Source organism: Nocardia pseudovaccinii (assembly GCF_050942345.1).
GTDB lineage: Bacteria > Actinomycetota > Actinomycetes > Mycobacteriales > Mycobacteriaceae > Nocardia > Nocardia pseudovaccinii.
The window spans coordinates 9,658,998-9,685,725 of the sequence record NZ_CP192074.1 but is presented as its reverse complement, the minus strand read 5'-3'; the positions used below and the strand labels follow the sequence as shown (position 1 = coordinate 9,685,725).

Annotated in this window: 27 protein-coding genes; 10 read left to right on the top strand and 17 right to left on the bottom strand. The window is 65.1% G+C overall.

Annotated elements, in window-relative coordinates; translation table 11 throughout:
• Positions 1–11: 11 nt before the first annotated feature.
• Positions 12–218 (bottom strand): hypothetical protein, encoded by a 207-nt coding sequence (locus ACQPZ2_RS43460; protein WP_433523630.1) that lies wholly within the window; start codon positions 216–218, stop codon positions 12–14.
• A 95-nt stretch (positions 219–313) separates the two neighbouring features.
• Positions 314–1,243 carry a DMT family transporter gene (locus ACQPZ2_RS43455; protein ID WP_433523629.1) on the bottom strand — a complete coding sequence of 310 codons (930 nt, stop codon included), beginning with the start codon at positions 1,241–1,243 and terminating at the stop codon, positions 314–316.
• Positions 1,244–1,397: 154 nt separating this feature from the next.
• Here ACQPZ2_RS43455 and ACQPZ2_RS43450 point away from each other — a divergent pair, with 154 nt between their 5' ends.
• Positions 1,398–1,814, top strand: a complete 417-nt coding sequence (locus tag ACQPZ2_RS43450; RefSeq protein WP_433523628.1) for a DoxX family protein — start codon at positions 1,398–1,400, stop codon at positions 1,812–1,814.
• 98 nt (positions 1,815–1,912) lie between these two features.
• On the opposite strand, the gene ACQPZ2_RS43445 is transcribed toward ACQPZ2_RS43450, so the two are convergent.
• Complete coding sequence (locus ACQPZ2_RS43445) at positions 1,913–3,586, bottom strand: cutinase family protein (protein ID WP_433523627.1); 1,674 nt, start codon at positions 3,584–3,586, stop codon at positions 1,913–1,915.
• A 254-nt stretch (positions 3,587–3,840) separates the two neighbouring features.
• On the opposite strand from ACQPZ2_RS43445, the gene ACQPZ2_RS43440 reads away from it, so the two are divergent.
• Genes ACQPZ2_RS43440 through ACQPZ2_RS43430 form a run of 3 tightly spaced genes read left to right on the top strand, consistent with a single transcriptional unit; the run spans position 3,841 to position 7,393 of the window.
• Positions 3,841–4,884, top strand: coding sequence for a GNAT family N-acetyltransferase (locus tag ACQPZ2_RS43440; RefSeq protein WP_433523626.1), 1,044 nt, complete (start codon positions 3,841–3,843; stop codon positions 4,882–4,884).
• Positions 4,872–6,119: an MFS transporter gene (locus ACQPZ2_RS43435; protein WP_433523625.1), complete on the top strand. Its 1,248-nt coding sequence runs from the start codon at positions 4,872–4,874 to the stop codon at positions 6,117–6,119. The genes ACQPZ2_RS43440 and ACQPZ2_RS43435 overlap by 13 nt, the downstream gene beginning before the upstream one ends.
• Positions 6,116–7,393 carry a KamA family radical SAM protein gene (locus ACQPZ2_RS43430; RefSeq protein WP_433523624.1) on the top strand — a complete coding sequence of 426 codons (1,278 nt, stop codon included), beginning with the start codon at positions 6,116–6,118 and terminating at the stop codon, positions 7,391–7,393. The genes ACQPZ2_RS43435 and ACQPZ2_RS43430 overlap by 4 nt, the downstream gene beginning before the upstream one ends.
• A 4-nt stretch (positions 7,394–7,397) precedes the next feature.
• On the opposite strand, the gene ACQPZ2_RS43425 is transcribed toward ACQPZ2_RS43430, so the two are convergent.
• From ACQPZ2_RS43425 to ACQPZ2_RS43415, 3 genes are all read right to left on the bottom strand, one after another.
• Complete coding sequence (locus ACQPZ2_RS43425) at positions 7,398–9,200, bottom strand: alpha/beta fold hydrolase (RefSeq protein WP_433523623.1); 1,803 nt, start codon at positions 9,198–9,200, stop codon at positions 7,398–7,400.
• Complete coding sequence (locus ACQPZ2_RS43420; protein WP_433523622.1) at positions 9,200–9,790, bottom strand: TetR/AcrR family transcriptional regulator; 591 nt, start codon at positions 9,788–9,790, stop codon at positions 9,200–9,202. The genes ACQPZ2_RS43425 and ACQPZ2_RS43420 overlap by 1 nt, the downstream gene beginning before the upstream one ends.
• 105 nt (positions 9,791–9,895) lie before the next feature.
• Entirely contained in the window at positions 9,896–11,155 is a 1,260-nt protein-coding gene (locus ACQPZ2_RS43415) for an MFS transporter (RefSeq protein WP_433523621.1), read from the bottom strand.
• 113 nt (positions 11,156–11,268) lie between these two features.
• On the opposite strand from ACQPZ2_RS43415, the gene ACQPZ2_RS43410 reads away from it, so the two are divergent.
• Positions 11,269–12,216 (top strand): LysR family transcriptional regulator, encoded by a 948-nt coding sequence (locus tag ACQPZ2_RS43410; RefSeq protein ID WP_433523620.1) that lies wholly within the window; start codon positions 11,269–11,271, stop codon positions 12,214–12,216.
• On the opposite strand, the gene ACQPZ2_RS43405 is transcribed toward ACQPZ2_RS43410, so the two are convergent.
• Positions 12,192–13,076 (bottom strand): alpha/beta fold hydrolase, encoded by an 885-nt coding sequence (locus ACQPZ2_RS43405; protein ID WP_433523619.1) that lies wholly within the window; start codon positions 13,074–13,076, stop codon positions 12,192–12,194. The genes ACQPZ2_RS43410 and ACQPZ2_RS43405 overlap by 25 nt on opposite strands.
• A 59-nt stretch (positions 13,077–13,135) precedes the next feature.
• On the opposite strand from ACQPZ2_RS43405, the gene ACQPZ2_RS43400 reads away from it, so the two are divergent.
• Positions 13,136–13,702, top strand: coding sequence for a CGNR zinc finger domain-containing protein (locus tag ACQPZ2_RS43400; protein WP_433523618.1), 567 nt, complete (start codon positions 13,136–13,138; stop codon positions 13,700–13,702).
• A 182-nt stretch (positions 13,703–13,884) separates the two neighbouring features.
• On the opposite strand, the gene ACQPZ2_RS43395 is transcribed toward ACQPZ2_RS43400, so the two are convergent.
• A complete protein-coding gene (locus ACQPZ2_RS43395) occupies positions 13,885–14,748 on the bottom strand; it encodes an alpha/beta fold hydrolase (RefSeq protein ID WP_433523617.1) in 864 nt (287 codons plus the stop codon).
• Positions 14,749–14,823: 75 nt separating this feature from the next.
• On the opposite strand from ACQPZ2_RS43395, the gene ACQPZ2_RS43390 reads away from it, so the two are divergent.
• On the top strand, positions 14,824–15,189 hold the full coding sequence (locus ACQPZ2_RS43390) for a winged helix-turn-helix transcriptional regulator (RefSeq protein ID WP_433523616.1): 366 nt from the start codon (positions 14,824–14,826) through the stop codon (positions 15,187–15,189).
• 158 nt (positions 15,190–15,347) lie between these two features.
• On the opposite strand, the gene dnaB is transcribed toward ACQPZ2_RS43390, so the two are convergent.
• From dnaB to rpsF, 5 genes are all read right to left on the bottom strand, one after another.
• Positions 15,348–17,087, bottom strand: coding sequence for a replicative DNA helicase (dnaB, locus tag ACQPZ2_RS43385; RefSeq protein WP_433527691.1), 1,740 nt, complete (start codon positions 17,085–17,087; stop codon positions 15,348–15,350).
• A gap of 788 nt (positions 17,088–17,875) precedes the next feature.
• Positions 17,876–18,328 (bottom strand): 50S ribosomal protein L9, encoded by a 453-nt coding sequence (gene rplI, locus ACQPZ2_RS43380; protein ID WP_387286879.1) that lies wholly within the window; start codon positions 18,326–18,328, stop codon positions 17,876–17,878.
• A 16-nt stretch (positions 18,329–18,344) separates the two neighbouring features.
• Positions 18,345–18,596, bottom strand: a complete 252-nt coding sequence (gene rpsR / locus ACQPZ2_RS43375; protein ID WP_040697505.1) for a 30S ribosomal protein S18 — start codon at positions 18,594–18,596, stop codon at positions 18,345–18,347.
• Positions 18,597–18,651: 55 nt separating this feature from the next.
• Positions 18,652–19,188, bottom strand: a complete 537-nt coding sequence (locus ACQPZ2_RS43370) for a single-stranded DNA-binding protein (protein ID WP_357473651.1) — start codon at positions 19,186–19,188, stop codon at positions 18,652–18,654.
• A gap of 83 nt (positions 19,189–19,271) precedes the next feature.
• Positions 19,272–19,559 (bottom strand): 30S ribosomal protein S6, encoded by a 288-nt coding sequence (gene rpsF / locus ACQPZ2_RS43365; RefSeq protein ID WP_040697500.1) that lies wholly within the window; start codon positions 19,557–19,559, stop codon positions 19,272–19,274.
• Between the two features lie 193 nt (positions 19,560–19,752).
• Here rpsF and ACQPZ2_RS43360 point away from each other — a divergent pair, with 193 nt between their 5' ends.
• A complete protein-coding gene (locus ACQPZ2_RS43360) occupies positions 19,753–21,144 on the top strand; it encodes a hypothetical protein (RefSeq protein ID WP_433523615.1) in 1,392 nt (463 codons plus the stop codon).
• Positions 21,145–21,156: 12 nt separating this feature from the next.
• Here ACQPZ2_RS43360 and ACQPZ2_RS43355 read toward each other — a convergent pair whose 3' ends face one another.
• On the bottom strand, positions 21,157–21,693 hold the full coding sequence (locus ACQPZ2_RS43355; RefSeq protein WP_433523614.1) for a CGNR zinc finger domain-containing protein: 537 nt from the start codon (positions 21,691–21,693) through the stop codon (positions 21,157–21,159).
• Between the two features lie 90 nt (positions 21,694–21,783).
• Here ACQPZ2_RS43355 and ACQPZ2_RS43350 point away from each other — a divergent pair, with 90 nt between their 5' ends.
• Positions 21,784–22,701, top strand: coding sequence for a DMT family transporter (locus tag ACQPZ2_RS43350; protein WP_433523613.1), 918 nt, complete (start codon positions 21,784–21,786; stop codon positions 22,699–22,701).
• Position 22,702: 1 nt separating this feature from the next.
• On the opposite strand, the gene ACQPZ2_RS43345 is transcribed toward ACQPZ2_RS43350, so the two are convergent.
• The 3 genes from ACQPZ2_RS43345 to ACQPZ2_RS43335 form a co-directional block, all read right to left on the bottom strand.
• Entirely contained in the window at positions 22,703–23,320 is a 618-nt protein-coding gene (locus tag ACQPZ2_RS43345; protein WP_433523612.1) for a TerD family protein, read from the bottom strand.
• Positions 23,321–23,403: 83 nt separating this feature from the next.
• The gene (locus tag ACQPZ2_RS43340; RefSeq protein WP_433523611.1) at positions 23,404–24,513 is read right to left on the bottom strand and encodes a DUF475 domain-containing protein; all 1,110 of its coding nucleotides are present in this window, start codon (positions 24,511–24,513) and stop codon (positions 23,404–23,406) included.
• Positions 24,514–24,759: 246 nt separating this feature from the next.
• Positions 24,760–25,335, bottom strand: a complete 576-nt coding sequence (locus ACQPZ2_RS43335; RefSeq protein ID WP_063042648.1) for a TerD family protein — start codon at positions 25,333–25,335, stop codon at positions 24,760–24,762.
• Between the two features lie 144 nt (positions 25,336–25,479).
• Between ACQPZ2_RS43335 and ACQPZ2_RS43330 the strand changes: the two genes are divergently transcribed.
• A complete protein-coding gene (locus ACQPZ2_RS43330) occupies positions 25,480–26,697 on the top strand; it encodes a hypothetical protein (protein ID WP_433523610.1) in 1,218 nt (405 codons plus the stop codon).
• The last annotated feature ends 31 nt before the right edge of the window (positions 26,698–26,728 follow it).

Here is a 26,728-nt window from a genome sequence, read left to right as displayed (position 1 = left end):
TCCTGTCACCTTCATCGAGTCGCGCCGCGACGCTGAATTTCATCGCCGAGCCCCGCGACAGGGAGGATCAAGCCGATGGCCAGGAGGGCCTTATCAATCCATTGGCTGATCGGCCGCCGCCACTCGGGAATCTGCTCGGCGCTGCGGCCCGAACGCTTGCGGCCGAGTTGGATGCGGGCTTGGCGGCGGCCGGGTTCACCGATCTGCGGGCCGCGCATGCGCCGGTGTTCCAGGTCATCGATCCCGAAGGCACGCGACTGATCGATCTCGCCGGTCGTGCGGCATCGGCGGGGCCTTCAGCGCGTGCGGGTGCTCAGGACTGGGTAACCGGCGTCGCGGCCGGTTCCTCGACGGCGCGGGCGCGGGCGGTGCCGAGGATCGAGCCGAGAATGACCAGCGGGAAGCCGATGCCCATGCCGATGGTCAGCGGTTCGTCCAGCAGGGTGACGCCGAGCAGGATGGCCACCGCTGGATTGATGTAGGTGATGACGGTGGCGCGGGCCGGGCCGACCTCACTGATCAGCGCGAAGAACACCAGGAAAGCCGCGGCCGTGCAGATTGCGGCCAGCCCGAGCACCGACCACGACGCGTCGGCGGTGAAATGTGCCGGTCGGCGGAGTATGGCGAACGGTGTGTAGATCACCGCGGCCAGAATCAGTGACCCGGTGACAACACCGAGCGGCGGCAGATCGGCGAGTGCGCGGTTGATGATGATCGGGCCGATGGCGTAACCGATGGTGGTCAGCCCGATGGCGCCGATGGCCGCGGGCCGTGTCAGATCGATGTCGAAGCCGACCAGCGCAGCGACCCCCGCGAATCCGATGATCAAGCCGGTGGTGCGGCGTGCGTCGAAGCGATCGTGTGCGAAGGAGTACCTGGGCCACATTTTCGCGCCGAGACCCTGAATGGGTTTGGACAGGATCACCACTCCGACCAGCGGAACCGCGGCGATCAGCAGCCCGACGGTCGAGCTGTTCAACGTGGTCTCCGCGTACCCGATCAGAAACCACGGCCCGGTGATCTCGACCAGCGTGTACAGCAGCAGCGGGCGCCAACGCCGGAACACCGGGGCGAGTGTCTTTGTGTATAGCGCGATCGGCAGCAGGATCAGCGCGCCCAGGAAGGTCCGGCCGAATGCCACCGCGATCGGGTCGAAATCCTCGACCGCGATCCGGATCATCGCGTAGGGCACGCCCCAGATGACGCCCATCGCCAAGAACAGCACCCACCCGCGCTGTGTCATCGCTTCACCATCTCGCCCTGCTCGCTTCCGATCGAATCGGAGCCTATACGAATACATCCCATCACGGGATGGCTGGACGAGCGATGAATTCGGCGATCGGGTCTCGTCTGTACCGGTGCAGGATCCGATACACGTCCTTGGGAGGACTCATACCATGACCGCTGAGAACACCGCCGAGGTCGGCGCGGGGCCCGGCCGTTCCCTCAACATCAGCCTGTGGGTGCTGCAGGGCCTGCTTGCCGCGTTCTTCGCATTCGCCTCCGCCACGCCGAAGCTCATCGGCGAGTCCAGCGCGGTCGAAGGCTTCGAGTTGATCGGGGCCGGCGACTGGTTCCGCTACTTCGTCGGCGCCGTCGAGTTGGCCGGTGCGATCGGCCTGGTCATCCCGCGGCTGTCGGGACTGGCCGCCACCGGCCTGAGCCTCACAATGGTCGGCGCTGCCTACACCAACGCCTTCGTCATCGACGGCTACTGGCCGGTCTACACCCCGCTGATCCTGCTGGTGCTCTTCGTCTTCATCGCCTGGGGGCGTCGGGACGAGACCAAGCGGCTGTTCGATCGAAACGCCTAGGGCTACTGGCAGACGCCATTCGACGCCTCGACCGCTGAAAGGATGTCGGTGCAGGCCCGCGACGGCGTCAGCCGTGCGGACCTGCCCTCCTGAGCGGATCAGGGGCGACTCGACCCGCTGGTGGTGGTCGGTGCCGCGGATTGCGTTGTCGTGGTGGTGGATTCGGTGGTGGTCGGCTTCGGGGGCTGAGTTGTCGTGGTGGTCGAAGCCGGTGGTGTCGTCACTGCCGGTGTGCTCGGCGGCGTGGTGGTGGTGGTGGTTGTCGTCGTCGGCTGGCTGCTGACTTCCGTCTTCGCGGGGGCGGTGGTGGTGGTCGTCGGTGACGTGGTCGTGGTCTTGCTCGGTTCGGGCGTCTTGGTCGGTTCGGGCGTCTTGGTCGTCGAGGTCGCGGCCTGGTAGGCGGCGGCGAGATCGGCCGACTCCGGCTTGGCGGTCGGGTCGACCGGCTGACCCGCCTGGGCCTGCTTCGCCAGATGGGTGAGCCAGGCGGCCGCGTACTCGGCGGAGGTCAGCGGCTTACCGTTGTTCGGGTCGGCGTCGCGCCAATAGTCGAAGTGGTGACCGGTCGCATTGGGGCCGAGCGTCTGCTGGTACGGGTCGCTCATGATCACCGGGATGGTGTTCTGGTTCGTCACGATGAGACCGATGATTTCGTTGAACACCTTCTGCGGCAGGTAGGCCAGCGGCGACATCTGATTGGTCGAGATCGCTTCCGCCTTGGCCGGAGTCTGCGACGTCTGTCCCGGCTTGTATTCCGGATCCGAAACCCTCAGCAGCACTTGCAGAAACGTCTCATCGCTCTGCATCCAGTTCGGCTGCGACTGGATATCCGCGAATGCCGCCAGCGCGATTCGGCCGAGGACAACGGCGACGTCCTGTCCGGTTGCGGGGGTGAGCCCGTCGCGTTCCAGTGCATCGACATTCAACTGCCGACCCACATTCACCACCAATTGCAGCAGTGAAATGTTCTGCGGCGCCGAGCACGTGAGGTCGCCATCGGAGCAGAACGACGCGATCTTGCCGTTCAGCGCGCCGAAGTCACCGCTGGTACCGGGCAGCGCGCCCTGGCCCGATGTGGCTTTCGTGCCGTTCTGATACTTCTGGTCGAACCCGTCGGGGTTGCTGTACGGATCCTTCGAACCCGGGAACGGACCGTCGCCCGCCGAACGTCCGGCATCGGCCAGGATGACGACACCCACGACATCGGCCGGATCGACGATGCCGTAGCCACCATCCTGATCGGCGCTCTGATGCCCGATCGTCATGGCGACGCGGCGCACCACATCGGCGCCCTCGCTGTAGCCGACGATCGAGAACTTGGTGTCCGGGCAGGCCTGCGAGATTTCCCGCATCACCTGTTCGGTATTCGCGACACCCGCGTTGACGGCGTCCTCGTAGGTGTCCATATTCGCCGGATAGGCGATATAGACAGCGGCATACGAGCCGGGATCGACATCGTCGGCCGGTGCGTTGACCACCGGATCGACCCATTCGCTGCTGTGATCTCCGGACAGCGCGGCGGGCAACTCCTCACCATTGGCCCCGACCAGCATTTTCGTGGTCGCGGCGTCGGGCGTATCCCGACGCCCGGCGACCGAAATGGTGACCATGTCGTGGCACTCCGTCACGGATGCCCGCAGGCGCGTATCGACGGTTTCGTGCGTCGATGTCAGCGCCATCGAAGCGGCGACAATTGCTACCACTCCCAATGACGCGGGCGCGACGATGGCCGAAGCCATGCGATGGCGCGCGAAAAACTCCCGAAGAGCCATGTCCCGTTCCCCAATCCAAAAACCGACAAGTGGACGGACAGGCCCCCCGACAGGCCGTGTGTCTTGAAGGACGTCGGACTCGAGGGCCGAATCGTTACGCGGGAGCGACAAAAAGTTACGCTCGGGCCAAGTTATATATGTCACTGTTCAACGGCACACTTGATATAGTTACGTCAGTTAACGGCATGATCGATGTGGTGCTTCCGCGGTGTCAGCGCCGATCCGCTCACTCATCGGGAATCTGCAGGTGAGCAATGCGTGTGGAACTCAGGGGGCCCGGAAACTGTCCGCCGGAATGGGTGACGCTGACGGCCGCGACCACGGATTTCGCCGTGTCCGGCCGATGGCTCGAGACCATGGGACCTTTGCTGCCGGGGCAGCCGCGCTGGCTGATCGGCAGTGTCGACGGCAGCCCGCAGGTCGGATTGCATGCCCGGCTGTTGGAAACTGCACCCGCGGAACCTCGCTACGACATCGGCGCGGTGCTGCGCGGTGAAATCCCGGCGTTCGAGCCGCGATCGGTTCCGCTCTCGGCATTCGAGCCCGAGACGCTGTACCCAGCCCTGCTTTTCGTATTGCCCGGCTACACCTGCGTGCCCGCCGGGCCGGGCGCCGCCGATCCGGCCGTGCTGGGGCGCACCGTGGAGGCCGTGCACGACTGGGCGCGGCGGCACGGCATCCGGTCGGTGTCGTTCCTGTATGTCCCTGAGCGGCAACGCATTCTGCGGCAAGCGCTCACCGAATTCGGGGCGCGGCCGGTCCAGTTGTATCCGACCTGCGTCCGGCCGGTGGATTTCGCGGATCTGGACGAGTACCTGGGCCGGTTGACGCGGCAGCGGGGTCGGGATCTGCGGCGGCTGCTGCGCCGGATCGACGAGAACGGCATGGTGCTCGGCGAGGACGAGCTGAGCAAGGTCCGCGACGAGGTATTGGAATTGCGCTTGGGGTTGTTGCGCAAGTACGACTCCGCCGCCGACCGTGCCACCCAGGCTGCGACGCTCGATCGGATGATCCGGAACTATCAGCCCGAAGATCGGGTGGTCACCACGGTTCGTCGCGATGGCCGAGTCGTCGGTTTCACCCTGTCGCTGCGTCACGGTGATTCGTTGCGTGTGCTCTGGTGCGGCCACGAGCCGGATGTATACGGCACCTATTTCGTGATGCTGTTCTACGAATTGGTGGCGGCGGCACTGCGGCGGGGTATCAACGAGATCGACTACGGCACTTTGAAGTGGCAGGAGAAGATCTCGTTCGGCTGTCGGCTGGAACAGCTGGCGGGCTACACATGGACGCTCTGAACCGTCCCACGGTTGGTCGGCTGTTCATACCCGGTCAGATCGTCTCGCTGTTCGGTGACGGGCTGGCCGTACTGGCGATTCCACTGCTGGTGGTGCATCTCACCCACAATCCGACGGCAGTGGCGCTGGCCGCCGCACCCCGCATGGTGGGCTACCTGCTGGCCGGGCTTCCGGCCGGCCCGCTGGTCGATCGCACCGATCCCTGGCATGTGCTCATCGCGGCCGACGCGGTGCGGGCGGCGATTTTCCTGGGCCTGTTCGGCATGGCGATCACCGGAACCGGTTTGGTCCCTGTCATTCTCGCGCTCGCATTCATCGCGGGAGCGGCCGGAGTGTTCTTCGAGACAGCGCTGACGGTAGTGGTGCGCGATATCTACCGTGATCGAGAACTGTTGCGCACCAACTCGTTTCTCGAAACCGCGAGTCAGGCGTCCTTGGTAGTCGGTCCCGCGGTGGTCGGATTGCTGGCGGCCGCGGCGGGTTCGGGTGCGGCGCTGCTGATCGACGCGGTTACGTTCATGGTGTCGCTCGCGACGCTGATGGGGACGTATCGCAGTGTGCCGCAGCGGATTCGCTCCAGCGAGCGGCGGCATCGGCTCCGAGCCGAATTCCGGGCGGGGTTACGGTATCTCGCGTCGTCCTCGATCATGAGCTCGCTTGCGGTATTGCAGCTGATCACGAATCTCTGCCTGGCGGCGACGACACTGATCGTCTTCTTCGCCCGCGATGTCTTCGGTGCGTCGCCCGGTCTGGTCGGTGTTGTGGCCGCGGGCGGTGGTGTCGGCGGAATCCTAGGCGCGGCAATGGCTTCCACCGTCGCCGCCCGCTATCGCCCAGTCCCGGTGTGTGTGCTGGGTGTGCTGCTGATCGGTGTCGCCCTGGCGGTCGCGGGAATCGCGCCCGGCATCTGGTGGCTCGCCGCGAGCAATGCGGTGCTGGTGTGGGCTGATGTGCTGGCGAGCATCGTGATCCGGACGCTGCGCCAACAGACGGTCCCGCGCGAGCTCCTCGGGCGGGTCACCAGTACGACCCGCTCGCTCGTCTTCGCGGCCGGGCCGGTGGGTGTGGTCCTGGCCGGACTGCTCACCCAGCTCGACGGAAATAATCCGCGCCCGGTGTTTCTTGCGGCCGCGGCGCTCATCGGGGTGTCGGCACCGGTCGTCTGGGCGACCGGTTTGCGCCGCCACCGCGGCATTCCACTCCACCGCAGCGATGAAGAATTGGTGACCGCATGAAGCTCTACACCGGCGAGCGCCTGGCCGAATTGGCAGGCGCCCGTGGCCTTTCCGACGACTATCTCCGTGAGCTACGGATCGTTTCCGCGGTACTGCCGTTCCGCGTCAACGACTACGTCGAGCGCGAATTGATCGATTGGTCGGCCGCGCCGGACGACCCGATCTTCCGGCTCACCTTCCCGCATCGGGATATGTTGCCGCCCGATGTCTTCTCCGGCGTCGCCGAACTATACGACGCGGGCGCCACCCGGGAGGTGCTCGCCAAGGCAGGCGCACAGGCCCGTCGACTGCTCAACCCGCACCCCGGGGGCCAAATCGAGGCCAATGTTCCTGTGCTGCGAGGTAAGCCGGTGCTCGGCCTGCAACACAAGTATCGCGAGACGGTGCTGGTTTTTCCGTCCCAGGGGCAGACCTGTCATGCCTACTGCGGCTACTGCTTCCGCTGGGCTCAGTTCGTCGGCACCGAAACCCGCCAGGCGCTGTCGGATCCGGCGACCATGGTCGCCTACCTGCGCGCGCATCCCGAGGTCACCGATGTGCTGTTCACCGGTGGTGACCCGCTGATCATGAAGACGGCGGTCCTGCGCCGTTGGGTCGAGCCGATATCGGAACCTGGGCTGAACCATATCCGCACACTGCGTTTCGGTACCAAGGCGCTGTCGTACTGGCCCGCGCGATTCATCGAGGACGACGACGCCGACGATCTGCTGCGTCTGTTCGAGCAGTGCGCGGACACCGGTCGACACGTCGCCGTGATGGCGCACTTCTCGCATCCACAGGAGCTGTCGACCCCCGCGGTGCGGCAGGCCATTTCCCGGATTCGGAGCACCGGTGCGGTGATCCGGGCGCAGGCGCCGCTGGTCGCGCATGTCAACGATGACGCCTGGGTCTGGGCGGATATGTGGCAGCAGTTGATCGGGCTCGGGGTGATCCCGTACTACATGTTCGTCGAGCGAGATACCGGTGCCCGCAACTACTTCGAAGTGCCTTTGGCCCGCGCCCATGACATCTACACTGATGCCATTCGCAGCGTGTCTGGCTTGGCGCGCAGTGCCCGGGGACCGGTCATGTCCGCCCACCCCGGCAAGGTCCTCATCGACGGCATCACAACCGTCATGGGCGTCAAGGTTTTTGCCCTCCGCCTACTGCAAGCCCGAAATCCGGCCGATGTGGGCCGCCAATTCTTTGCCCGATACGACCCGACTGCCCGTTGGTTCGACGAGCTGACTCCGGCCCTGGGTACGCACTTTCCGGGGGCCGCAGTGGAGCACTAGGGGCTCATCGCTTGAAATGAACCGTCTCCGCTCCGGTAATAGTACGGGCCGACTCATCGGGGTGAGTCAATTGTGGATGATGGGCAGCTCCGTCAATGGTGCTGGATTCGATTCGGGGCGACAGTGATTCGAGCAGGACCGGATCGAGCGGGTCCGCGCTTCCGGTGATCACGTGCACCGGTCCGGGATATTGCGCGAGCTTGTCGGCGAGTTCGCTGCGCCAGCGCGCGTTCGTTGTTGCGGCGAACAGTGTGGCGACGTTGGCCGCGACCTTCGCGCGACGCAGATCCTGGACGCTCGATTCCAGAACAGCCGCGTGGTCGGTCGAGCCGGTGAGCTTGTCGGACAAGGCCTCCGGGCTGATCCGACGCAGATACCACCGGGTCAGGGGTGTGACCCGTGTCGAAAGCCCGGCGCTCGGCTGGAGAAAGAACGGGGCGACCAGCGTGATCGATCCGACCTTGTCCGGATGCGCGGCCGCGGCCTCGACCACCGCGGCGGCGCCGATGGAGTGTCCGACCAGGTGCGCGCCGGGTGATCGTGCGAGCAATGCCTCGAGCCATGCCTGCCAGTCGCCTCGACCACCCGCGGACATCCCGAGACCGGGCAGATCCAGCACCTGGGCGTGGCCGATGGCCGCCGCGACCGGAGCCCAGGTGTCGGCATTGACCGGCAGGCCGGGCAATATCACGGTGGGCGCGTGGGGCTCGCCGATACGGAATGTTCGAACACCGGCGTATTCGTCGAAAGTCCTTGCGGCACTGCCGGTTGGAGCGGTCCCGAACCGATGCGCGGCGAGATGGTCGGCCCATCGCAGGATCGTGGGTGTGGTGTCGGGCATATCGAGGCCATGCCTGCGGGCGAGTTCGTGCGCCGAGTCCGTGGGGTACCGGTCGGTGGACAGGAAGGTCAGTGTCTCGGGGTCGGCTTTGGTCAACGACTGCGGTAGGCGTTTCACCAGCGCGACCGGGATGCGCGTGCGCGGCACCGGCACTCGGTAGTGCCGACCGACCTGCGAGAGCAGAGCCGGGAGAGCGGGCGTGGCGTCGTCGAGCACCCAGTACGCCGCACCGGCTGTAGTGGGATCGGTTGGGAGCAGGGTCATGAAGCGGGTCAGGTAGTCGACCGGGATCACCGGCACGAAGGTGTGCGAGTTGCCCGGCAGTGCCGCCGCCGTGCCTTGCCAAATCTCTTTCAAGCTCGCCGCGAGGCCCAGTTGCTGATCGGATTCGCCGGTGCCGCTCGGACCGATGACGGTGGGCGGGTTGACGATCGACCACGGCACGCCGAGTTCATCGGCGGCGGCCTGGAATACCGCATCGCTTTCCACCTTCGACGCCTCATAAGCGCCCAGCAGGCGATGGGTTCGTTCCACCCGCTCCGGGCTCCACGGAACGGTGGCCGGGTCCTGACCGCCGACGCGGTAGCCGGAGACATATACGAGCCGGGACAGCTGTGGCAGCCGGGCGGCGAAGGACGCCACCGAGCGGACGCTGTCGACATTGCCGTGCCGGGCCTCGTCCTTCGTCATCCCGAATCGGTAAGCGCCGACGCAGTTGTAGATCTCGGTGACATCCGCCCACGCCGAATCCTCGTTCTGGACAAGGGGATCGGCGTCGAAGTCGACAATCAGCTCGGCCGGAGCCGTCCGGCACCCGTGATCGGCCAACCATGCCGCAAGCTGCGTGAACGATTCTCTGCTGCGCACCGCGGCAGTGACGCGGACCCCGGCCTGCTCCAAGGTGCGGATCAAATTGCGACCGATAAAGCCGGTGGCGCCGAATACGAGCGCGTGGCGGGTGGTCATCACGCCACCGCCCCTGGCTGGTCGAGCAGGGCCGCCAGCAGCTGTGCCGTGCTGTGCAACGGCTCCACATCGCGTTTGGCGCGCGCCATGATCACCGCGCCCTCGACCGCGCTGACCGTCGCCGTCGCCAGCGTGCGTGCCGCCGCTTCCGAATGCCCTGCCGCGACCAGGTATTCACGCACCGGCCCGATCCACGATTCGAATGCCGCCGCGCACACGGCCCGCAGTCGTTCGCTGTGCGCGCCCATCTCCAACGTGACCACCGAAACCGGGCAACCGAGTTGAAAATCGCTGTCCGCGACCAACCTGGCCAGCACCTCCACAACCCGCCGGATCACCTCCCCCGGCGAGACCCCGGCCCCCGCCGTCTCGTCCAGCAAGCTCCGGAACCGTTCGGCCGCCAACTCGATCGCCTTCTCCCCCAGCTGCTCCTTCCCCTCCGGAAAGTGGAAGTACAACGACCCTTTCGGCGCCCCCGCATGGTCCACGACCGTGTTCAACCCCGTACCGCTATACCCCCGAGCCTGGATCAACTCCAGCATCGACTCCACCAACTGCCCACTCGTCTGAGCACCTTTGGACGTAACCATGAACCTCAGAATAGACCGGTCTATAGATTTTGCAAGCCGCGTGTGAATCGGCCTCGCCAACCGCCGCGGCGACGTCATCACGAGCCCTGAAGCGGCCGTCCAGGGTCATGCTTGCGCGCTGTCCTTGGCGAGAACTTCATGCGGCGGGATCGGTTCGGGCGCGGCCACTTGCCGCGGCAGCAGGAAGGGCGTGGCGAGCAGGAGAACTCCGGCCAGCGCAATTGCCGTACGCGGGCTGGTGAGTTGTGCCAGCAGACCCCATGTCACGGTGATTGCCGCGATGCTGATGCTGCTGGTGATCGACCACGCGGCGAGGACCCGGGCGTGCCGATCGGTTTCGGTGTTGTTCAACCGGTAGGCGGCGAACACCGCGTTGAAAATGCTGATGCAGATGATGAGCCCGAACTCGGTGACCATCACGATCACCAGCCCGGCCGGGCCCGGCCGGATGAACGCCAGCCCGAGCGGCCAGCAGGCACGTAGCGTGCCGAAGACCCGCAGCACCGTCTGCTCGCCGCAGCGGGAAGCGATGTGGCGAGCGAGTCGTGACCCGATCAGGCCGCCGATACACGGAACAGCGAAGGCCAGTCCGTACTCCCAGACCGGGAAATGCAGGTGCGCGAGCATCAGCACCGACAACAGCGGCTCCCCGGCCATGATCAGCCCGTTGACCAGCATGGTGTTGACGAAGAACCGGCGCAGCGTGTGATGGGTGAGGATGTAGCGCCACCCCTCGACGATGTCTGTCGACCGGCGCGTTCGGGTCTTCCGCAGTGGAGGTGGCTGCTCGGGTTCGCTGATCGCGGTGATGCCGAGCGCCGAGAGCAGGTAGCTCACCGCATCGATGACAACGGTGGTCACCGGACCGAGCAGCCCGATCGCCGCGCCACCCACCGGCGGTCCGATAACCGTGGCCGACCAGGTGGTGGACTCGAAACGACTGGTGGCCACGAGAAGTCCGTCGGCGGGGACGACGGTCTTCAGGTATGCGCCACTGGCCGCGGTGAACGCGATCTTCGCTGCCGCGGTGACGATGGAGACCACCAAGAGCTGCGCGAAGGACAATCCACCCAGGCAGTAGGCGAGCGGTATGGATGCCAGCGCTGCGAAGCGGATCAGGTCCGTGGCGATCATGACCGGCCGCTTGGCACGAAATTCCATCCACGGCCCGAGCGGAACCGCCAGCAGCGCCCCGATCGCCAGCCCGGATGCCGACAAGGCCGCGACTTCCGCCGAACTGGCGTTCAGCACGGTGATGGCGACCACCGAAAATGCTCCGAACCCGAGTCCGGTCCCGTAGGCGCTGACCGCGTAGGCGGCCCACAACCACCCGAACGTCCGACCCGGTTTCGCGCTACGCCACATATTCCGCACTCCCTCTGTTGTCAGGGAGATTGAAGCCGGTCGATGGGTGCTGTCACCAACAACGAATCGAGCGGAGTGTCACAACTTTTCGTTGTGGGAGTAGGTTTCCGCTCGTGGATCTCGACGCGGTTCGTACCTTCGTCGCGGTCGCCGAGACCGGCCAGTTCCAAGCCGCTGCCGACGATCTGCGAATCACCCAGCAGGCCGCGTCGAAACGAGTGGCCACGCTGGAGCGAGAACTCGGCGTTCGGCTTTTCGCGCGGATCGCCAGAGGTGTGCGGCTCACCGTCGACGGGCAAGCATTGCTACCGCATGCCCGCGAACTACTTCGTGCCGCCGAACGCGCGACCACGGCCGTGACTCCGGGGCGCAGGGCCCTTCGGATCGACGTCGTGGCCCGCAGGATCGCGCCGTCCACCATCCTGCATGCTTTCTACCAGCAACATCCCGATATAGAACTCGATGTCGTCACCTTGACCAACTTCGACGCGGAGGCGGCGCTGGCCGAAATCAGCGCGGGCACCATCGACGCCACGTTCAGATCCCTACGACACCTCGAAGTCCCGAGTGGACTCCGGGCGTCCCGTGTCATCGACGACCGGCACGAACTGCTCGTCGGTCCACGGCATCCACTGGCGAACGCCAAGACGGTGACACCGGCCGAACTCACCGATCACCCGATCTGGATGCTCGGCATGTCCGACGCCGAACCAGTCGGCTACTACAACGATTTGGCGACCGCGTTCGGACTGCACATCGTCACGATCGGCCCGAGCTTTGGCATCGAAGCGCTCCTTGCCGAACTCGCGGATTCCACCCAGCTCGCCACCTTCGTCGGCGAAGGTTCCCGATACCTCTGGCCGGAAAGCTACGACCTGCGCCGCATCCCTGTCGTCGACCCGACCCCGGTCTACCCACTTTCGGTGATCTGGCGAGCGGACAATGCACATCCCGTCCTCGCGAACTTCCTCGAGTACCTGCACACCAGATACAAGACGACATTCGACGACGACGTATGGACCCCGGACTGGGCGCCCTATCCGAAGAAGTCGCACAGGTGAGCTGCGACGAGATCGGGCTGTTCCTCGGCGAGATAGTGCCCGCTGTCAGGGATTTCGATGGCGAGTACGTCGGCTGCTCGCTCGGCGAGACTGTCGAGGATGTCGGTGTGGCCCGGAAAGTGCAGTGCGGCAACGGGGATCGTAAGTTTCGCGTATGTCCGGCCGTCCTCGATGTCCTGGGTGAGACTCTGATACCAGCCGTTGGCGGCGCGGATCGACTCGGGACGGGAATAGGCGCGTGCGTACACCGCACGGGACTGTTCGTCGATGGCATCGGGATTGCGCAGATTTCGATGGCACAGGTAGTCGACCAGGTGCCTGCCGCGTCCGGCCAGGAGCTGTTCGGGTAGTTCGGCGACCTGATTGAAGGCGAACCACCATCGCTGCCGGGCCCGTTCCGCGGGGCCGGGCAGCAGGCGGAAGTCGTAGAGCCGATCGTCGGGATGCGGCTCCTCCAGCAGCGCCAGCCTGCGCACGGTCTCCGGATGGTTGGCCGCGAGGCTGAAGGCCACCATCGAGCCGATGTCGTGCCCGGCGACGTCGACCGTCGAATAGCCGAGATGCCGGACCAGTTGGTGGATATCCTCGGCCATCGTCTTCTTGTCGTAACCGTGGTCCGGAGTATCCGAGGAGCCCATACCGCGCAGGTCGACGGCGATGACCCGGTGACGGCGTGCGAGCAGCGGCATGATCTTGCGGGCCTGCCACCAGGTTTGCGGCCATCCCGGCAGAAGTATCACCGGCGAGCCCGTCCCGCCCGCGACGTAGTGCAGCCGAATGCCGTTGATCTGGGCATGGTGGCTGCGGAAGTCTCCCGAGAGTGACTGTGCCAGTTGTGCATCCGTGACTTCGTCGGTCATGTGAACTACTTTAACCGGTTCCTTTCGAACTGGTCGAAGTGGTTCCATACACTGGGGGTGTGCCTCTATTTCGTGAAGGATCCGGTCGGATCTGCCTCGATTACGTGCGGACGTTGCGCCACCGCGGCTCGCCCGCCGAGGCCGAGGAGTTGACCGATCCGGCGGCGCTGACGGCCTGGGTTGCGCAATTCGGCCCCTGGGACCGGGTCGCGGCGGTACCTGACATTCGCGCCGTCCAGTCCGCGCAAACGTTGCGGGAGGCCATCTTTCGGGTGGTCGACCTTGCCCGCAAAACCAAGGGCCCGGTACATCCGACCGACCGGGACCGAGCCGTCATCAACAAGGCGGCGAGCCAACATGTTCCGATCCCGAGTCTCGACCGGCGCGGGGAATTGCAATGGACCGCGCCCGACCCGATCGCGGCTGTCCTGGCGACGGTCGCCCGGGACGCACTGGATCTGGTCACCTCGTCGACCGCGGCCCGAATACGGCGATGCGCGGGCGAAAGCTGCCAGGCCTACTTCGTCGACCTGTCCCGCCCGGGAAACCGACGCTGGTGCTCGATGGATACCTGCGGCAATCGCGCCAAGAAGCGAAACCTCCGGGCCCGGGAGACATCGGCGTAGCAGCGGCACCGCAATGGCCCCAACCGAATTCGGCTGGCACTGCGGGGCGCGGTGCCCCTGGGACTGCCGAATCGACCAGCTCATCACCGCCGCCGACCCTCGCTGAGGCCCCGGCACGTTCGGCACCGCCACACTCGCTGACCCGGATCCTCCAGTCCCGGACCGTAACCGGCAAGGGGTCACTAGGGTGCCAGGAAGTCGGTGAGCAGCGGGAGCAGTGCCGGTAGCCCGTCTACCGGAACGATGTGGCCGCAGTCGGAGATCACCGCCTCGGCCAGATCGTCGGTGCAGGACTGCAACTGCCGGGCGAGGGTGTCGCCGACCGGATGCGCCCCGACGGCCAGCGTCGGCATCCGCAATCGGGTTGTGGTGGTGGCGTTCTCGATCTGACGGGCGCTCTCGGACAGTGCGCGGTAGTGCGCGAAGGCGGCGCGCAAGGCGTCGGAGCCGGTGTAGGCGGCGACGAATGCGGCGCGCAGTTGCGCGGGCACACCGCGGCCGCGCGTGCCTGCGGTCAGAAACCAATTGATATAGGAGGCCTCATGCCCGGTGAGCACCGACTCGGCCAGGCCCGGGACGGTGTGGAAGCCGAACCACCAGGGCGGCCCGTCGCGCAGGAAATCCTCGGCCCCGGGTAACCGGCCAAGTAGCGCCTCCATGAGCACCAGGCGCCGGACCCGATCCGGGCGATGCATCGCGGCCAGGAACGCCGGAGCGGCGCCGAGGTCGAAACCGACGATATCCGCGCGGGTTTCGCCTAGGGCGTCCAGCACGGCAATCGCATCCATGGCCAGATTCCCGGCGTCGTAACCGCTTTCCGGCCGGGTGGTCGCACCCAGCCCGCGTAAATCGGGCGCGATCACCCGATGCGTGCCAGCGAGTCCGTCCAGCACACCCCGCCACACCTGCCAGGTGTGCGGGAACCCGTGCAGCAGCAGGACCGCGGGACCCGCCCCGGCGACCGCAACGTTCATGTCGATCCCGTTCGCCGCGACCCTGTGCAGTGCGATGTCGGCGCTCATCTCCACCTCGAAGCTGGTAACCATCAGTGACCACATCACGGTAGGTAACCTGGTTGGGTCGGCCAAGACGGCACTTTCGACTCAGGTGGTGAGGTCCAGGTGACTACCCGGCGCGGAGATCTGTTCGATCCGGCCTGTCCGACTCGGCAACTGCTGGACCGGATCGGCTCCAAATGGGTATCGATGGTGGTGAAACTCCTCGCAGCGGCGGACCCGCCCGAGGTGCGCTTCGCCGATCTACGCCGCCGCATCCCGGGCATCTCCCAGAAGATGCTGTCGGTCACCCTCGGGCAACTGGTGCGCGACGGCCTGGTCGCCCGCCGCGTCGACCCCACGGTCCCGCCCCAGGTCCACTATCGCCTCACCGAACTCGGTATGTCCCTAGAAGTTCCGCTCGCAGCACTACGGGAATGGGCCGAGCAGCATATGCCCGCCATCAACGACCGCCCCCCAGCCGACCGGTGATCCGCCGGGGCCGTCACGACATCCGAACTGGTGCAGGCTGGTTGCTACGGATCGACGCATCCCGGCAGAAGGAGCGGGATCTCAAAACCGTGGCGGATCCGCCACGTCACCGCCAAACTGAGACTCCGCCGCGACTTCCGAGACCCGACAGCATGGTTTCAGCCACGGGCCATGTCGACAAATCGAGACAGATGCAACTGGTGTGCGACAGTAATAGTCGCTGTCGGACCATTACGGTGTTTACCGACAATCAAGTCCGCCTCACCGCCGCGCGGGTCGTCTCTTTCGAATGCATCCGGTCGATGCAACAGAATGACCATATCCGCATCCTGCTCGAGCGATCCGGATTCGCGAAGGTCGGACACCATGGGGCGCTTATCGGTTCGCTGTTCCGGACCACGGTTCAGCTGACTGATCGCGATTACCGGGACCTCGAGTTCCTTGGCGAGTAGTTTCAGGTTTCGCGAGAAATCCGAGACTTCCTGCTGCCGGGATTCGACCTTTTTACCCGAGGTCATCAGCTGGAGGTAGTCCACCACAACGAGTTTCAGGTCGTGGCGTTGCTTCAGGCGCCGTGCCTTGGCGCGAATCTCCATCATGGTGAGATTGGGCGAATCATCGACGAACAGTGGCGCTTCACTGATCTCACTCATCCGCCGAGCCAGCTTCGTCCAGTCGTCGTCACTCATGCGTCCGGAACGCATATCGCCCAGCTTGATCTTCGCCTCGGCCGACAGCAGACGCATGACGATTTCGGTACGGCTCATCTCGAGCGAGAAGATCACGCTGGCCAGGCCGTGCTTGATCGAGCAGCTGCGCATGAAGTCCATGCCCAGGGTCGAATTGTGAGTCGGCACCATCGTCGCCCCGGCGAGGTACAGATGGTCGGCATTGTCCACCTCGACACATCGGACGGGGACGGTGTCGATCTTTCGAACATCCACAATGTGCCGGGCGTTCGAACGAGCGGTGGTCGGCACGAGATGGTTCGGGCTGTCGTCCGTGAGATGCACGCTGTGGACGATTTCGCCGGTTGTGCGTACGGCGGCGACGCGAGCACCAGCTGACCCCGCAATGGTGAGCCACTGATGTTGCTCATCGGCGACGATCACGGTGCCGTCGGAGAATTCGACCTCGTAGCACGGCCTTTCGGTCAGCACCTCGGTGGCCGCGACGACGCGAGTCGGACGGCCGGTGGTGTCGAGGAGTTCATCGCCGACTCGGACTTCGCCCATGGTGGTCCAGCCGGACGGGGTGGGCAGGGGAGTGTCCAGGGCGAGGGCCTTGCCGACGCCGGGGCGGGCGGCGACGATGATCATTTGGCCGGGGTGCAGGCCGTTGGTGAGTTCATCGAGTTCGGTGAAGCCGGTGGGGACGCCGAGGGAGATGCCGCCGCGGGAGGCGATGGAGTCGATCTCGTCCATCGTCGGCTGCAGGAGTTCCTCGAGGGGGAGGAAGTCTTCGGTGGTGCGGCGTTCGGTGACCTCGTAGACCTCGGCCTGGGCGCGGTCGACCACCTCGGCGATGTCCTGGCCGTCGGCGCCTGCGTAGCCGTATTGGACGATGCGGGTGCCTGCCTCGACGAGGCGGCGCAGAATCGCCTTCTCGGCAACGATTTCGGCGTAGTAGCCCGCATTGGCGGCGGTGGGGACGGTTTGGGTGAGGGTGACCAGATAGGGCGGGCCACCGATGCGCTTGAGTTCGCCGCGGCGGTCCAGACCCGCGGCCACTGTGACCGGGTCGGCGGGTTCGCCGCGGCCGTAGAGATCGAGAATGGTGTCATAGACCGCTTGGTGGGCGGGGCGGTAGAAATCGCCGGGGCGCAGCACCTCGACCACGTCGGCGATCGCGTCCTTGCTCAGCAGCATGCCGCCGAGCACGGACTGCTCGGCCGCCATATCGTGCGGAGGCTGCCTGCCGAAGTCCTCACCGGGCGGTTCGGGCGGATAGTCCGTATGCCCGCGGTCATCGGTGGTGGTCACCAGACTCGACCGTCCTCTCTCGCCACTTGCAGGCCGCTCGAAAACGCCTACCCGCCGACCCTATTGATCACTCGTTGTACTCCCGGGCTCCGACACATTCGGCAGCGCACCGCGGTCGAGTGACCTCATGAGAGGGTCTCACCTGCGGTTCCAGCAAACCGCCGCGACTGGTGTCGAATCATGTCGTTCCGGGTGGTGCGTGCATGATGTTGCGACGAACCTAGGCGACCCGGCGGGCAGACGCCAAACCGCAATGTGCACACACCTGTGGATAAGTTGGGGACTGTTTACCTGGTGTTGTGCACCCCCTGTGTACAACTTGGGGAAAACCCAGGTCACATCGTTCAAACACGCTGATAGATATCGATTTCTTGATCTATCCACGTGTGGATGAATCAAGTGCGGCGTGTCGATCTAGTTGAACAGCCGGGCGTGTTGTAGGTAAACAGCGTGTTCCACGGCTATGGCGTAGATCACATTGCGTCCGGTTGGTTTTCTTGGCGATCCACAAGCCGAATAACCGGTGGTAGAGCCGATAGCAGCGGGGTGTCGAGAATGGTCCAGATCACCGTTTCGGCCTTTCGCAAACAATTGGCTATTTCAGCGAAAGGCGCAACTCACCCAGGCCCGACCAATATGGGATCGATGCCGCACAGTCGAAAGCCACCCTTGTGCCGGAACACAAGAGTGGCCTTCGAATGAACTCAGTTCGCCGCGACCTGCAGGTCGAACTTCGCGACGACATCGGGGTGCAGGTGCACCACGACGTTGTGCTTGCCGACCGACTTGATGTGCGACTTCGGCAGCTCGATGCTGCGCTTGTCGACGACCGGCCCGCCAGCCGTCTTGATGGCGGCGGCGACGTCGGACTGGGTGACCGAACCGAACAGCTTGCCGGTGCCAGCGGTCTTGACCGACAGCGAAACCGCCGCCAGGCCCTCGATGGCCTGCTTCAGCTCGTTGGCGTGGTCCAGGTCGCGCACCTTGCGCGCGTCCTGCGCCCGACGGATGCCTTCGACCTGCTTCTGCGCGCCACGGGTGGCCACGATCGCCAGGCCGCGCGGCAGCAGGTAGTTGCGGCCGTAGCCGTCCTTGACCTCCACGGTGTCACCGGGGGCACCGAGGTTGTCCACATCAGCAGTAAGAATCAACTTCATTGCGATGCCTCCCTTCTCAGCGAGCCGTCGACACGTAGGGCAGCAGGGCCACCTCACGCGAGTTCTTCACGGCAACGGCGACGTCGCGCTGGTGCTGCACGCAGTTGCCGGTGACCCGGCGAGCGCGGATCTTGCCGCGATCACTGACGTACTTCCGCAGCAGGGCGGTGTCCTTGTAATCGATATTGACGGTGCCGGACTTGGCTTCCTTGCAGAAGGTGCAAGCCTTCTTCTTCAGCACCTTTTCGCGCGCGGGCGCTTTAGGCATGGTTACTCCGTAATCAATGATGGCCCAATGTCATTCAGGCCGATGTGAGCCGTTCTCAGAACGGCGGTTCGTCGTCTACGCGGCTGCCCCCGAAGGAGCCCGCCGCGGGTGCGCTGCCCCACGGGTCGTCGTCGGCGCCGCCGGAACGGCTGCCGCCACCACCACCGGCCGGAGCGAAGTTGCCACCGCCGCCACCGGAACCGAAGCCACCGCCGCCCCCGCCGCCGCGACTGGCCTTGGCGACCTTCGCGGTGGCGTAGCGCAGCGAGGGACCGACCTCGTCGACCTCGAGCTCGACGACCGTGCGCTTCTCACCCTCGCGGGTTTCGTAGGAGCGCTGCTTCAGTCGTCCGCTCACGATCACACGGGCGCCTCGGGTCAGGCTTTCGGCGACATTCTCCGCAGCTTCACGCCAGATGTTGCAGCGCAGGAAAAGCGCTTCGCCGTCTTTCCATTCATTCGAATTACGGTCGAACACGCGGGGAGTCGATGCGACGGTGAAATTCGCCACCGCAGCGCCCGCGGGCGTGAATCGAAGTTCGGGATCGGCCGTCAAGTTTCCGATGACGGTGATGACCGTGTCGCCTGCCATGTGGTTCCTCCTGCTCGGTATGCAGTCCGCAGTGCACTCGCTTTGCGCTAGAGCCTAGAGACAGGCACCGACGCAATCGAGAGTCACTTGCCGTGGCGCAGAACCTTGGTGCGCAGCACCGACTCGTTGAGACCCAGCTGGCGGTCGAGCTCGCTCACCGTGGCGGGCTCGGCGGTCAGATCGACCACGGCGTAGATGCCTTCGGCCTGCTTCGCGATCTCGTAGGCGAGCCGGCGGCGGCCCCAGATGTCGACCTTGTCGACCTTGCCGCCATCGGTCTTGACGACGCTCAACATGTTGTCCAGCGACGGACCAACAGTGCGCTCGTCCAGGCTCGGATCGAGGATGACCATCACTTCGTAATGACGCACGGACCAATCACCTCCTGTGGACTAGGAAACGGCCACGGACGGTCCGTGGCAGGAGGGTCGTTGCGTCAGCAACCCGACAAGGCTACATGAACGCCCGTTGAGCAGCGAAATCGATGCCTGGGCCGGTGCCCGTATGGTCATTGGTGGGGGGAAGCACGGGCGTCGTCGCACGGTGCGGCCTAGGGTGGTGCCCATGCCGACCGGACTCGCCACCCGCGACAGGATCGTCGGGGGAGTGACGCGCAGCGCGGCCTTGGCCGCGGTGGTGGTGTTGCTGTGCGGGCTCACGTTGGCGCTCGCGTACGCGAACAAGGCGCGGTGCGCGGGTGCGCCGTTCGCCGAGAACGGTCGCAGTGCGATTTTCGATGTGATCAAGGATTCGGATGTCTGTTATTCCGATATCCAATTCCTGTGGCTCGGTCGCGATATCGATCAGCACGTCTTTCCGTACATCGACGGCGGCATCACCGCTGACGGCACGCTGACCGGTGGCGCGGTCGAATATCCGGTGCTCAGCGGCGTGCTGATGTGGCTCGGTGCGGTCGGCGCCGATAACGACGCGGAATTCCTGCTGCATTCGGCATTGCTGTTGGCGCCGTTCGCCTTGTTGACCGCCTGGCTGCTGGTCCGGCTGGCCGGGCGGGCGGCGCTGCTGTGGGCGGCAGGCCCGCCGCTGGTGCTCTACGCATTCCACAACTGGGAGCTGCCCGTGGTCTGCACGGCGGTCGCCGCGGTGTACGTGGTGACCGCGCTGACCCGATATTCGTTGCGTACCAGGGGAATCCTTGCCGCTGTGCTGCTCGGTATCGGGTTCTGTCTCAAGCTGTATCCGGGCATCTTCGTGTTGCCGTTGCTGGCTTATGTGCTCACCGGCGGTCAGCGCGATATGGATGATCCGACGCCGACTCGATTCGATGTGCGCGGCGCGCTGCTGACCGCCGCCGCGGCCGTCGGCACGGTGGTCGTGGTGAATCTGCCGTTCGCGCTCACCGGTTACGACGGCTGGCGCGCATCGATCACCTTCCAGCAATTACGCCAGGCCGATATCACCACGAATTCCATTTGGTACTGGGGACTCCGGCAGCTGTTCGGCCAGGATGCCGATGGCGAGAGCGCGTTTCAGCATGCGGTCTCGATCGCCTCGCCGGGTCTGGTACTGACCTCCTTCGCGCTGGCGATGTGGTTGGGCTGGAAGCGATTCACGATGACCGGCACCTTCCCGTGGATCGGGGTCAGCGGCGCGATGCTGTGCGGATTCCTGCTGTTCCACAAGGTGCATTCGCCGCAGTACACGCTGTGGTTGGTGCCGTTCATGGTTCTGCTCGAGGTGCCGTGGGCGGCGATCGGCGCGTATCTGATCGCCGACGCCGCGATCGGAATCGGCGTATTCCGGTATTTCTATTCGATCGGATCCGGCAATTCGGTGGATTCGATGGAGAACGTCGTGCAATTCGGCGTCTGGGGACGTGCCGCGCTGCTCGTGGTGTTCTTCTTCCTGTTCGTGCGTGCGGTACCGCGCGGATTCCGGCCCGAACCGCCGCGGATACCCCGATTCGAACCCGGCAGCCTGGTACCGGTGGGCTAGCACGAACCGGGGTCAGTCGGCGCGTCTGGCGCGGAACGCCGCACTTTTGGCGCGGTTGCCACAGATGGTCATATCGCACCAGCGGCGTGACTTACCGCGTGAGGTATCGAGGTACAGCCGCGTGCATTCGGCGCGGCCGCATTCCTTGATCAACCCTCGCTCCGGCCCGCCGAGCATTTCGATCGCGGACCGGGCGATCGCGGCGAGTGCGGCGTCCGGATCGCCGTGGCGGGTGACCGTCGCATCGGCTCGCAAAGTGAGCCCGGGGAGTTCGCCGCCTGCGAGCTCGTTGACGATCTCGCGGTCCGCATCCGCGAACGGCTGGTCACGGGTCGCGGCCAGGGCCAGTCGGTAGCCCGCCTCGCGTAGGCGCACGGCTCGGTCGAGTGTTGCCGCATCGCAGTGTGGGGTGGTGTCGAGGAGGTCGGCGGCGAGCAGCCATTCGTCCAGATCCGCCGGGGTGGTGAGTACGTCGTCGAACGTCGTGGCACGGGCCTTGACCGTGCCTGCGAAGTCCAGGGCGAGGTTACCGCTCACGAAAGCGAACACCCTCCGATAGTAACCACCTTGACAGGTTACGTACAAAGATGCGACGGTTGGTAACCGCCTCAGATGGTTATCAGGCCGGTAGGAGTGGAAGTGAAGACGCAGCTGTCCCGAGCAACCGACAAGCCCTCCCTTGCGGCAGGCATGCAACCACTGTTCGTCGTGCTGTGGAGCAGCGCCTTCATCGCCGGGGTCATCGGTGTCGGCGCGGCACCGCCGCTGATGGTGCTGTTCGCGCGCTTCGCCATCGCGGCGGTCCTGCTCGCGGTGTACGCTCGCGCGATCCGCGCGAGCTGGCCGAGCGCGGGCCAGCTCAAACATGTCGTCATCGCGGGTCTGCTGATGCAGATCGTGCAGTTCGGCGCGTTCTACACGGCGATGAGCCTGCATGTTTCGGCCGCGATCATCGCCCTGGTGCAGGGACTAAATCCGGTCGTCATCGCTTTGCTGGCCGGATTCATCGGCGAAACCGTCACGGCGCGACAGTGGTTCGGCTTCGGCATCGGTGGTGTCGGCGTCGGCTTGGCCGTACTCGACCAATCGAGCATGTCACTGGTCGGTCTGCTGCTGTGCGTGATCGGCTTGCTCGGCCTCAGCGTTGGCACGATCTACCAGAAGCGCTTTGTACCGCAGGTCGATTCGCGCGCCGCCACCGCGATTCACGTGGCCGCGAGCGCGCCGATCGCTGGCGTATTGGCTTGGGGTACCGGCCAATTGCACATCTGGGATGCGACGCGATTCGCGGAATCGCTCACCTGGATGGTACTGGTCAATTCGATGGTCGCATTCCTGCTGCTGAACGCGATGCTGAAGCGTTGGGAGGCAACGCGAGTCGGCCGGCTGTTTTTCGCGACTCCCGCGGTCACCGCAGTGCTGGCCTGGCTGTTCATCGATCAGCCGCTGCGGCCCCTCGCCGCCGCCGGACTCGGCGTCGGACTGATCGGCATGGTGTTCGCCTCGCGCCGCCCGACGCCCGCGGTCGATCAGCGGCAGCCGGTTTCCGTGCGCTGAATCACTTCCTGGCGGCGTGCCAGTTCATGCCCCAGCTGTACGCCTCGTCGATCGCGCGCTGAGCACCGTTGATGTAGTTCACTTCCCGGTGCACGGTGATGCCCGAGCCCTGATTCTGCAGTAGGGCGATCGCACAGGACCGCGCACCGTCCACGGGGGAGTCCAGCCGGACCTCGATCTGCGGACCGGAGGTGGGGAACAGCGTCACCACACCGTCGGCCGCGGCCCAGTTCGGGATGCCCTCGTAGATGAAGGCGAAGATCAGAACGCGCCGGAACACCTCGGGCCGAGCGAGATTGATGTGCATATTCTCGCCGTCGGCCGATGCGCCGCTGCGGTCGTCGCCGTCGAGTTGGATGAACGGCTCGGATTCCAGTGCGCCGAAATTATTGCCGACGGCCTGCACCACACCCTTTGCGCCGCTCGACAATTCGTAAAGGCAGCCCAGGTCCAGATCGACGGCCTTGGAGCGGCGGAAAAAGCCCTTCGGACCACTGGACCAGTTCAGGTTGACCCGCATCGTGCCCTGCTGATCGCCGGGTTTGGTGAGGGTGATGCTCGGCGTGGCCTTCGACAAGGTCACCTTGGACAGGTTCGCGCCCGGAGTTTCGTTCGACATCGCCATTTCCCCCCTCGGGAAAGAGAAGCGGTAGCGGCCAAGGAGGCCGCTACCGCTCGAGTTCTTCGGCTACCCGCCGGAATTCAGGCTACCGGGGTGACCTCGCGCGCGCTCTCCACTTCGTCGGTGTCCTCGCCCCGATTCCGAATGATGCTGGTAATGAACGCCGCGCCGATGAACGCGACGCCGACGAGACCGGTGACGATCTCGTTGATGTGCACGCCGATCGAGACGAACAGGATGACCGCCAGCGCGCCGATCGCCCAGTGCGCGCCGTGCTCCAGGTACACGTACTCCGACAGCGTGCCCTTGCGCACCAGGTACACGGTGATCGAACGCACGAACATGGCGCCGATCAGACCGAGGCCGAGCGCGATGATGATCGGGTCTGAGGTGATGGCGAAGGCGCCGATGACACCGTCGAAGGAGAACGACGCGTCGAGCACCTCGAGGTACAGGAACAGGAAGAACGCCGCCTTACCCGCGGCCTTGACCAGCTGGGACGGACCGCCGTCCGCGGATTCCTCGAACTCCTCGGTGTGGAACAGCGAACCGAGGCCGTCGACCACGATGTAGGTGATCATGCCGAGCAGACCGGCGACCAGAACGGTGGCGCGCTCTTCGTCGCCCGCGATGAATTCCGCGGTGAGCACCAAGCCGACGCTCGCGACGACCACTGAGAGCATATCCAGCTTGCCGAGCTGGGCCAGCGGCTTCTCCAGCCAGGACAGCCAGGTGATTTCGCGTTCCTCGAAGATGAAGTTCAGGAACAGCAGCAGCAGGAACATGCCGCCGAATGCGGCGATCTGCGGATGTGCGTCGGTGAGCAGCTTTTCGTAGCTGGGGCTGCCGTCCGGGAAGACCAGCGCGTCATCGGCGGGCGGGTTCAGCGCCAGGTCGAACGCCTTGACCGGGTTCAGGCCCGCGGTGATCCAGACGATCGCCAACGGGAAGACCAACCGCATGCCGAAGACGGCGATGACCACGCCGATGGTGAGGAAGATCCGCTGCCAGAACTCGTTCATCCGCTCGAGCACGGTGGCGTTGATGACCGCATTGTCGAACGACAGCGAGACCTCGAGGACACCGAGGATGGCGGCCAGCGCCAGCGCTGTCGGCCCGCCGTACAGGAATGCCACGACGAGTGATATCACCGTGACAACGATGGACATGCCGAATATGCGCAGGACCACGCGGAGACCCTTTCCGTGCGGCGGTCGAATGTCTGTCCGAGCGCGCCTTATGCCGATGTAACCCGAGGGCCGTACCAACCCGCGGTCGCGATGATGGTTCCAGCGTGGTCGCGGAACCGTCGATTGTCCAACGGAGCGGCGAGCCGAATCGTTCCGTGAACATGCGAGCAGGGGGCCCGTCGCCGAGCCCCCTGCCGATCCTTTCGAGCGACCTGCAAGCAGTCGCTACGGGAAGACCAGTCCGTCTTAGACGTTCACGCCGTAGTCACGGGCGATACCCGCCAGACCCGAGGCGTACCCCTGGCCGATGGCGCGGAACTTCCACTCGGCACCGTTGCGGTACAGCTCGCCGAAGACCATGGCCGTCTCGGTCGAGGCGTCCTCGGACAGGTCGTAGCGGGCCAGCTCGGTGCCGTTGGCCTGGTCGACAACGCGGATGTAGGCGTTGCGCACCTGGCCGAAGGACTGCTGGCGGGTGTCCGCGTCGTAGATCGAGACCGGGAAGAAGATGCTCTCGATGGTCGGCGGGGTGTTGGCCAGGTCGACCTTGATCACCTCGTCATCGCCTTCGCCCTCACCGGTCAGGTTGTCACCGAGGTGCTCGATGGAGCCCTCCGGCGACTTGAGGTTGTTGAAGAAGATGAAGTGCTTGTCGGACACGACCTTCTTGTCCCCACCGGTCGCGATCGCACTGGCATCCAGATCGAAGTCGGTGCCGGTGGTCGTACGAATATCCCACCCGAGCCCGACGGAGACAGCGGTAAGGTTCGGCGCTGCCTTCGTCAACGAGACATTGCCGCCCTTGGACAAACTGACACCCATGCGGGGTTCCCTTTCAATAGACGTCTGTGGTTCCCAGCATTGTCCGAATCGCCGGGTACGCCTTACGACAGTAGTAGGTTTCGGCAATCTTGCGTAGGAACTGGTGTATCCCCGGCGAACTAGTCCACCGCCTAACATCGGGGCGTGGCAGGCCGTAGGCGTGGATGGTTCCGGTCGTCCGGGAACAATGAATGGATTGCACAGGCCCGGTCGACACTGGCGGCCGCGTTCCTCGATATGGATCGGCGCCAGAGCGCGGCCGAGGCGGCGGTGCACGCCTGCGAACAGGTGTTTCCCGAGCGACGGATGGGCGCGAAATGGGAACCCGTGCGCAGCAGGTGCTACGACGCCGCAGGCGCATATCTGACGTTCACCGAGGAGCTGGATAACGCCGAGCGCGACGGCACGCCGATGCCACAGGGACAACCGCGAGTGGACATCCTGGTGCGGCAGCTGACCGACGCGGCCCGTGCCGTCGACGAGTTCTATCGTGGTGATCAGTCCCAGCTCGAACATGCCGTCGCGGTGCTCGGCACGGTGCCGCAATTCGCGCAGCAAGTGAAGATCGCGGCCGCGGGTGTACGCAGGCAGGCCGCCGAATCCGAATATGCTGGTTACCCCTCGGTGCGCCAGCACGCGGCGGCGGTGGATGAGGCGCTGCTCACACTCGAGGGTCTCGATTCCGAGGCGCCCGCGGCCAATGTCCGAGAGGCCGCCAACCGCCTGGAATCGGCGACGAAAGCGCTGGCAGAAGCGTTGGCGCAGGCCCCATCTCGGGCTGCGGCGGCGGCGAACGCCATTACCTCGGTGGCTACCAGATCGGCTGCCGTGCGCACCCGTGGCGAACGGGTGGCACCGGCCTACTCGGAGATGCTGCGCGAGTTCAATGCTGCGAGTTCGGCGGATCTGGCTAACAATGGGCAGGAAAGCAGAAAGGCCATCGATGCCGCGGAGACCGCCCTGGTGCGGGCGCGTGCGGCGGCGGCCGAAAACAATCCGGAGTCCGCACTTGATCTGACCACATCCGCACGGGGGCACCTCACCGAGGCCGAACACTTGATCGACGCCGTCACCAAACGGCTGACATTGCTGCGTGAAGTCCGTGAGAATCCGCAAGAGAAGGCCAAGGCCGTACGATTTCGGCTGCGGGACGCACAAATGCTCGCGGTGAGCCGCGGGCTCGTCGGCGAATGGGGATCTGTGCTCGATGCACAGGTGGACCGGATCGATCGAATCACCGAAAACCTGTCGGGGCGCCATCCCGACTACTGGGCCTATGTGGCCGAATTGGATACCGTCGCGGAGTTCGTAGCCGGGGTAGTGGATCGAATGAGAAAACAAGCAGGACCACGACGAGAATGAGGCCAGGGGTTATGCGGCCACCGCAATTAGG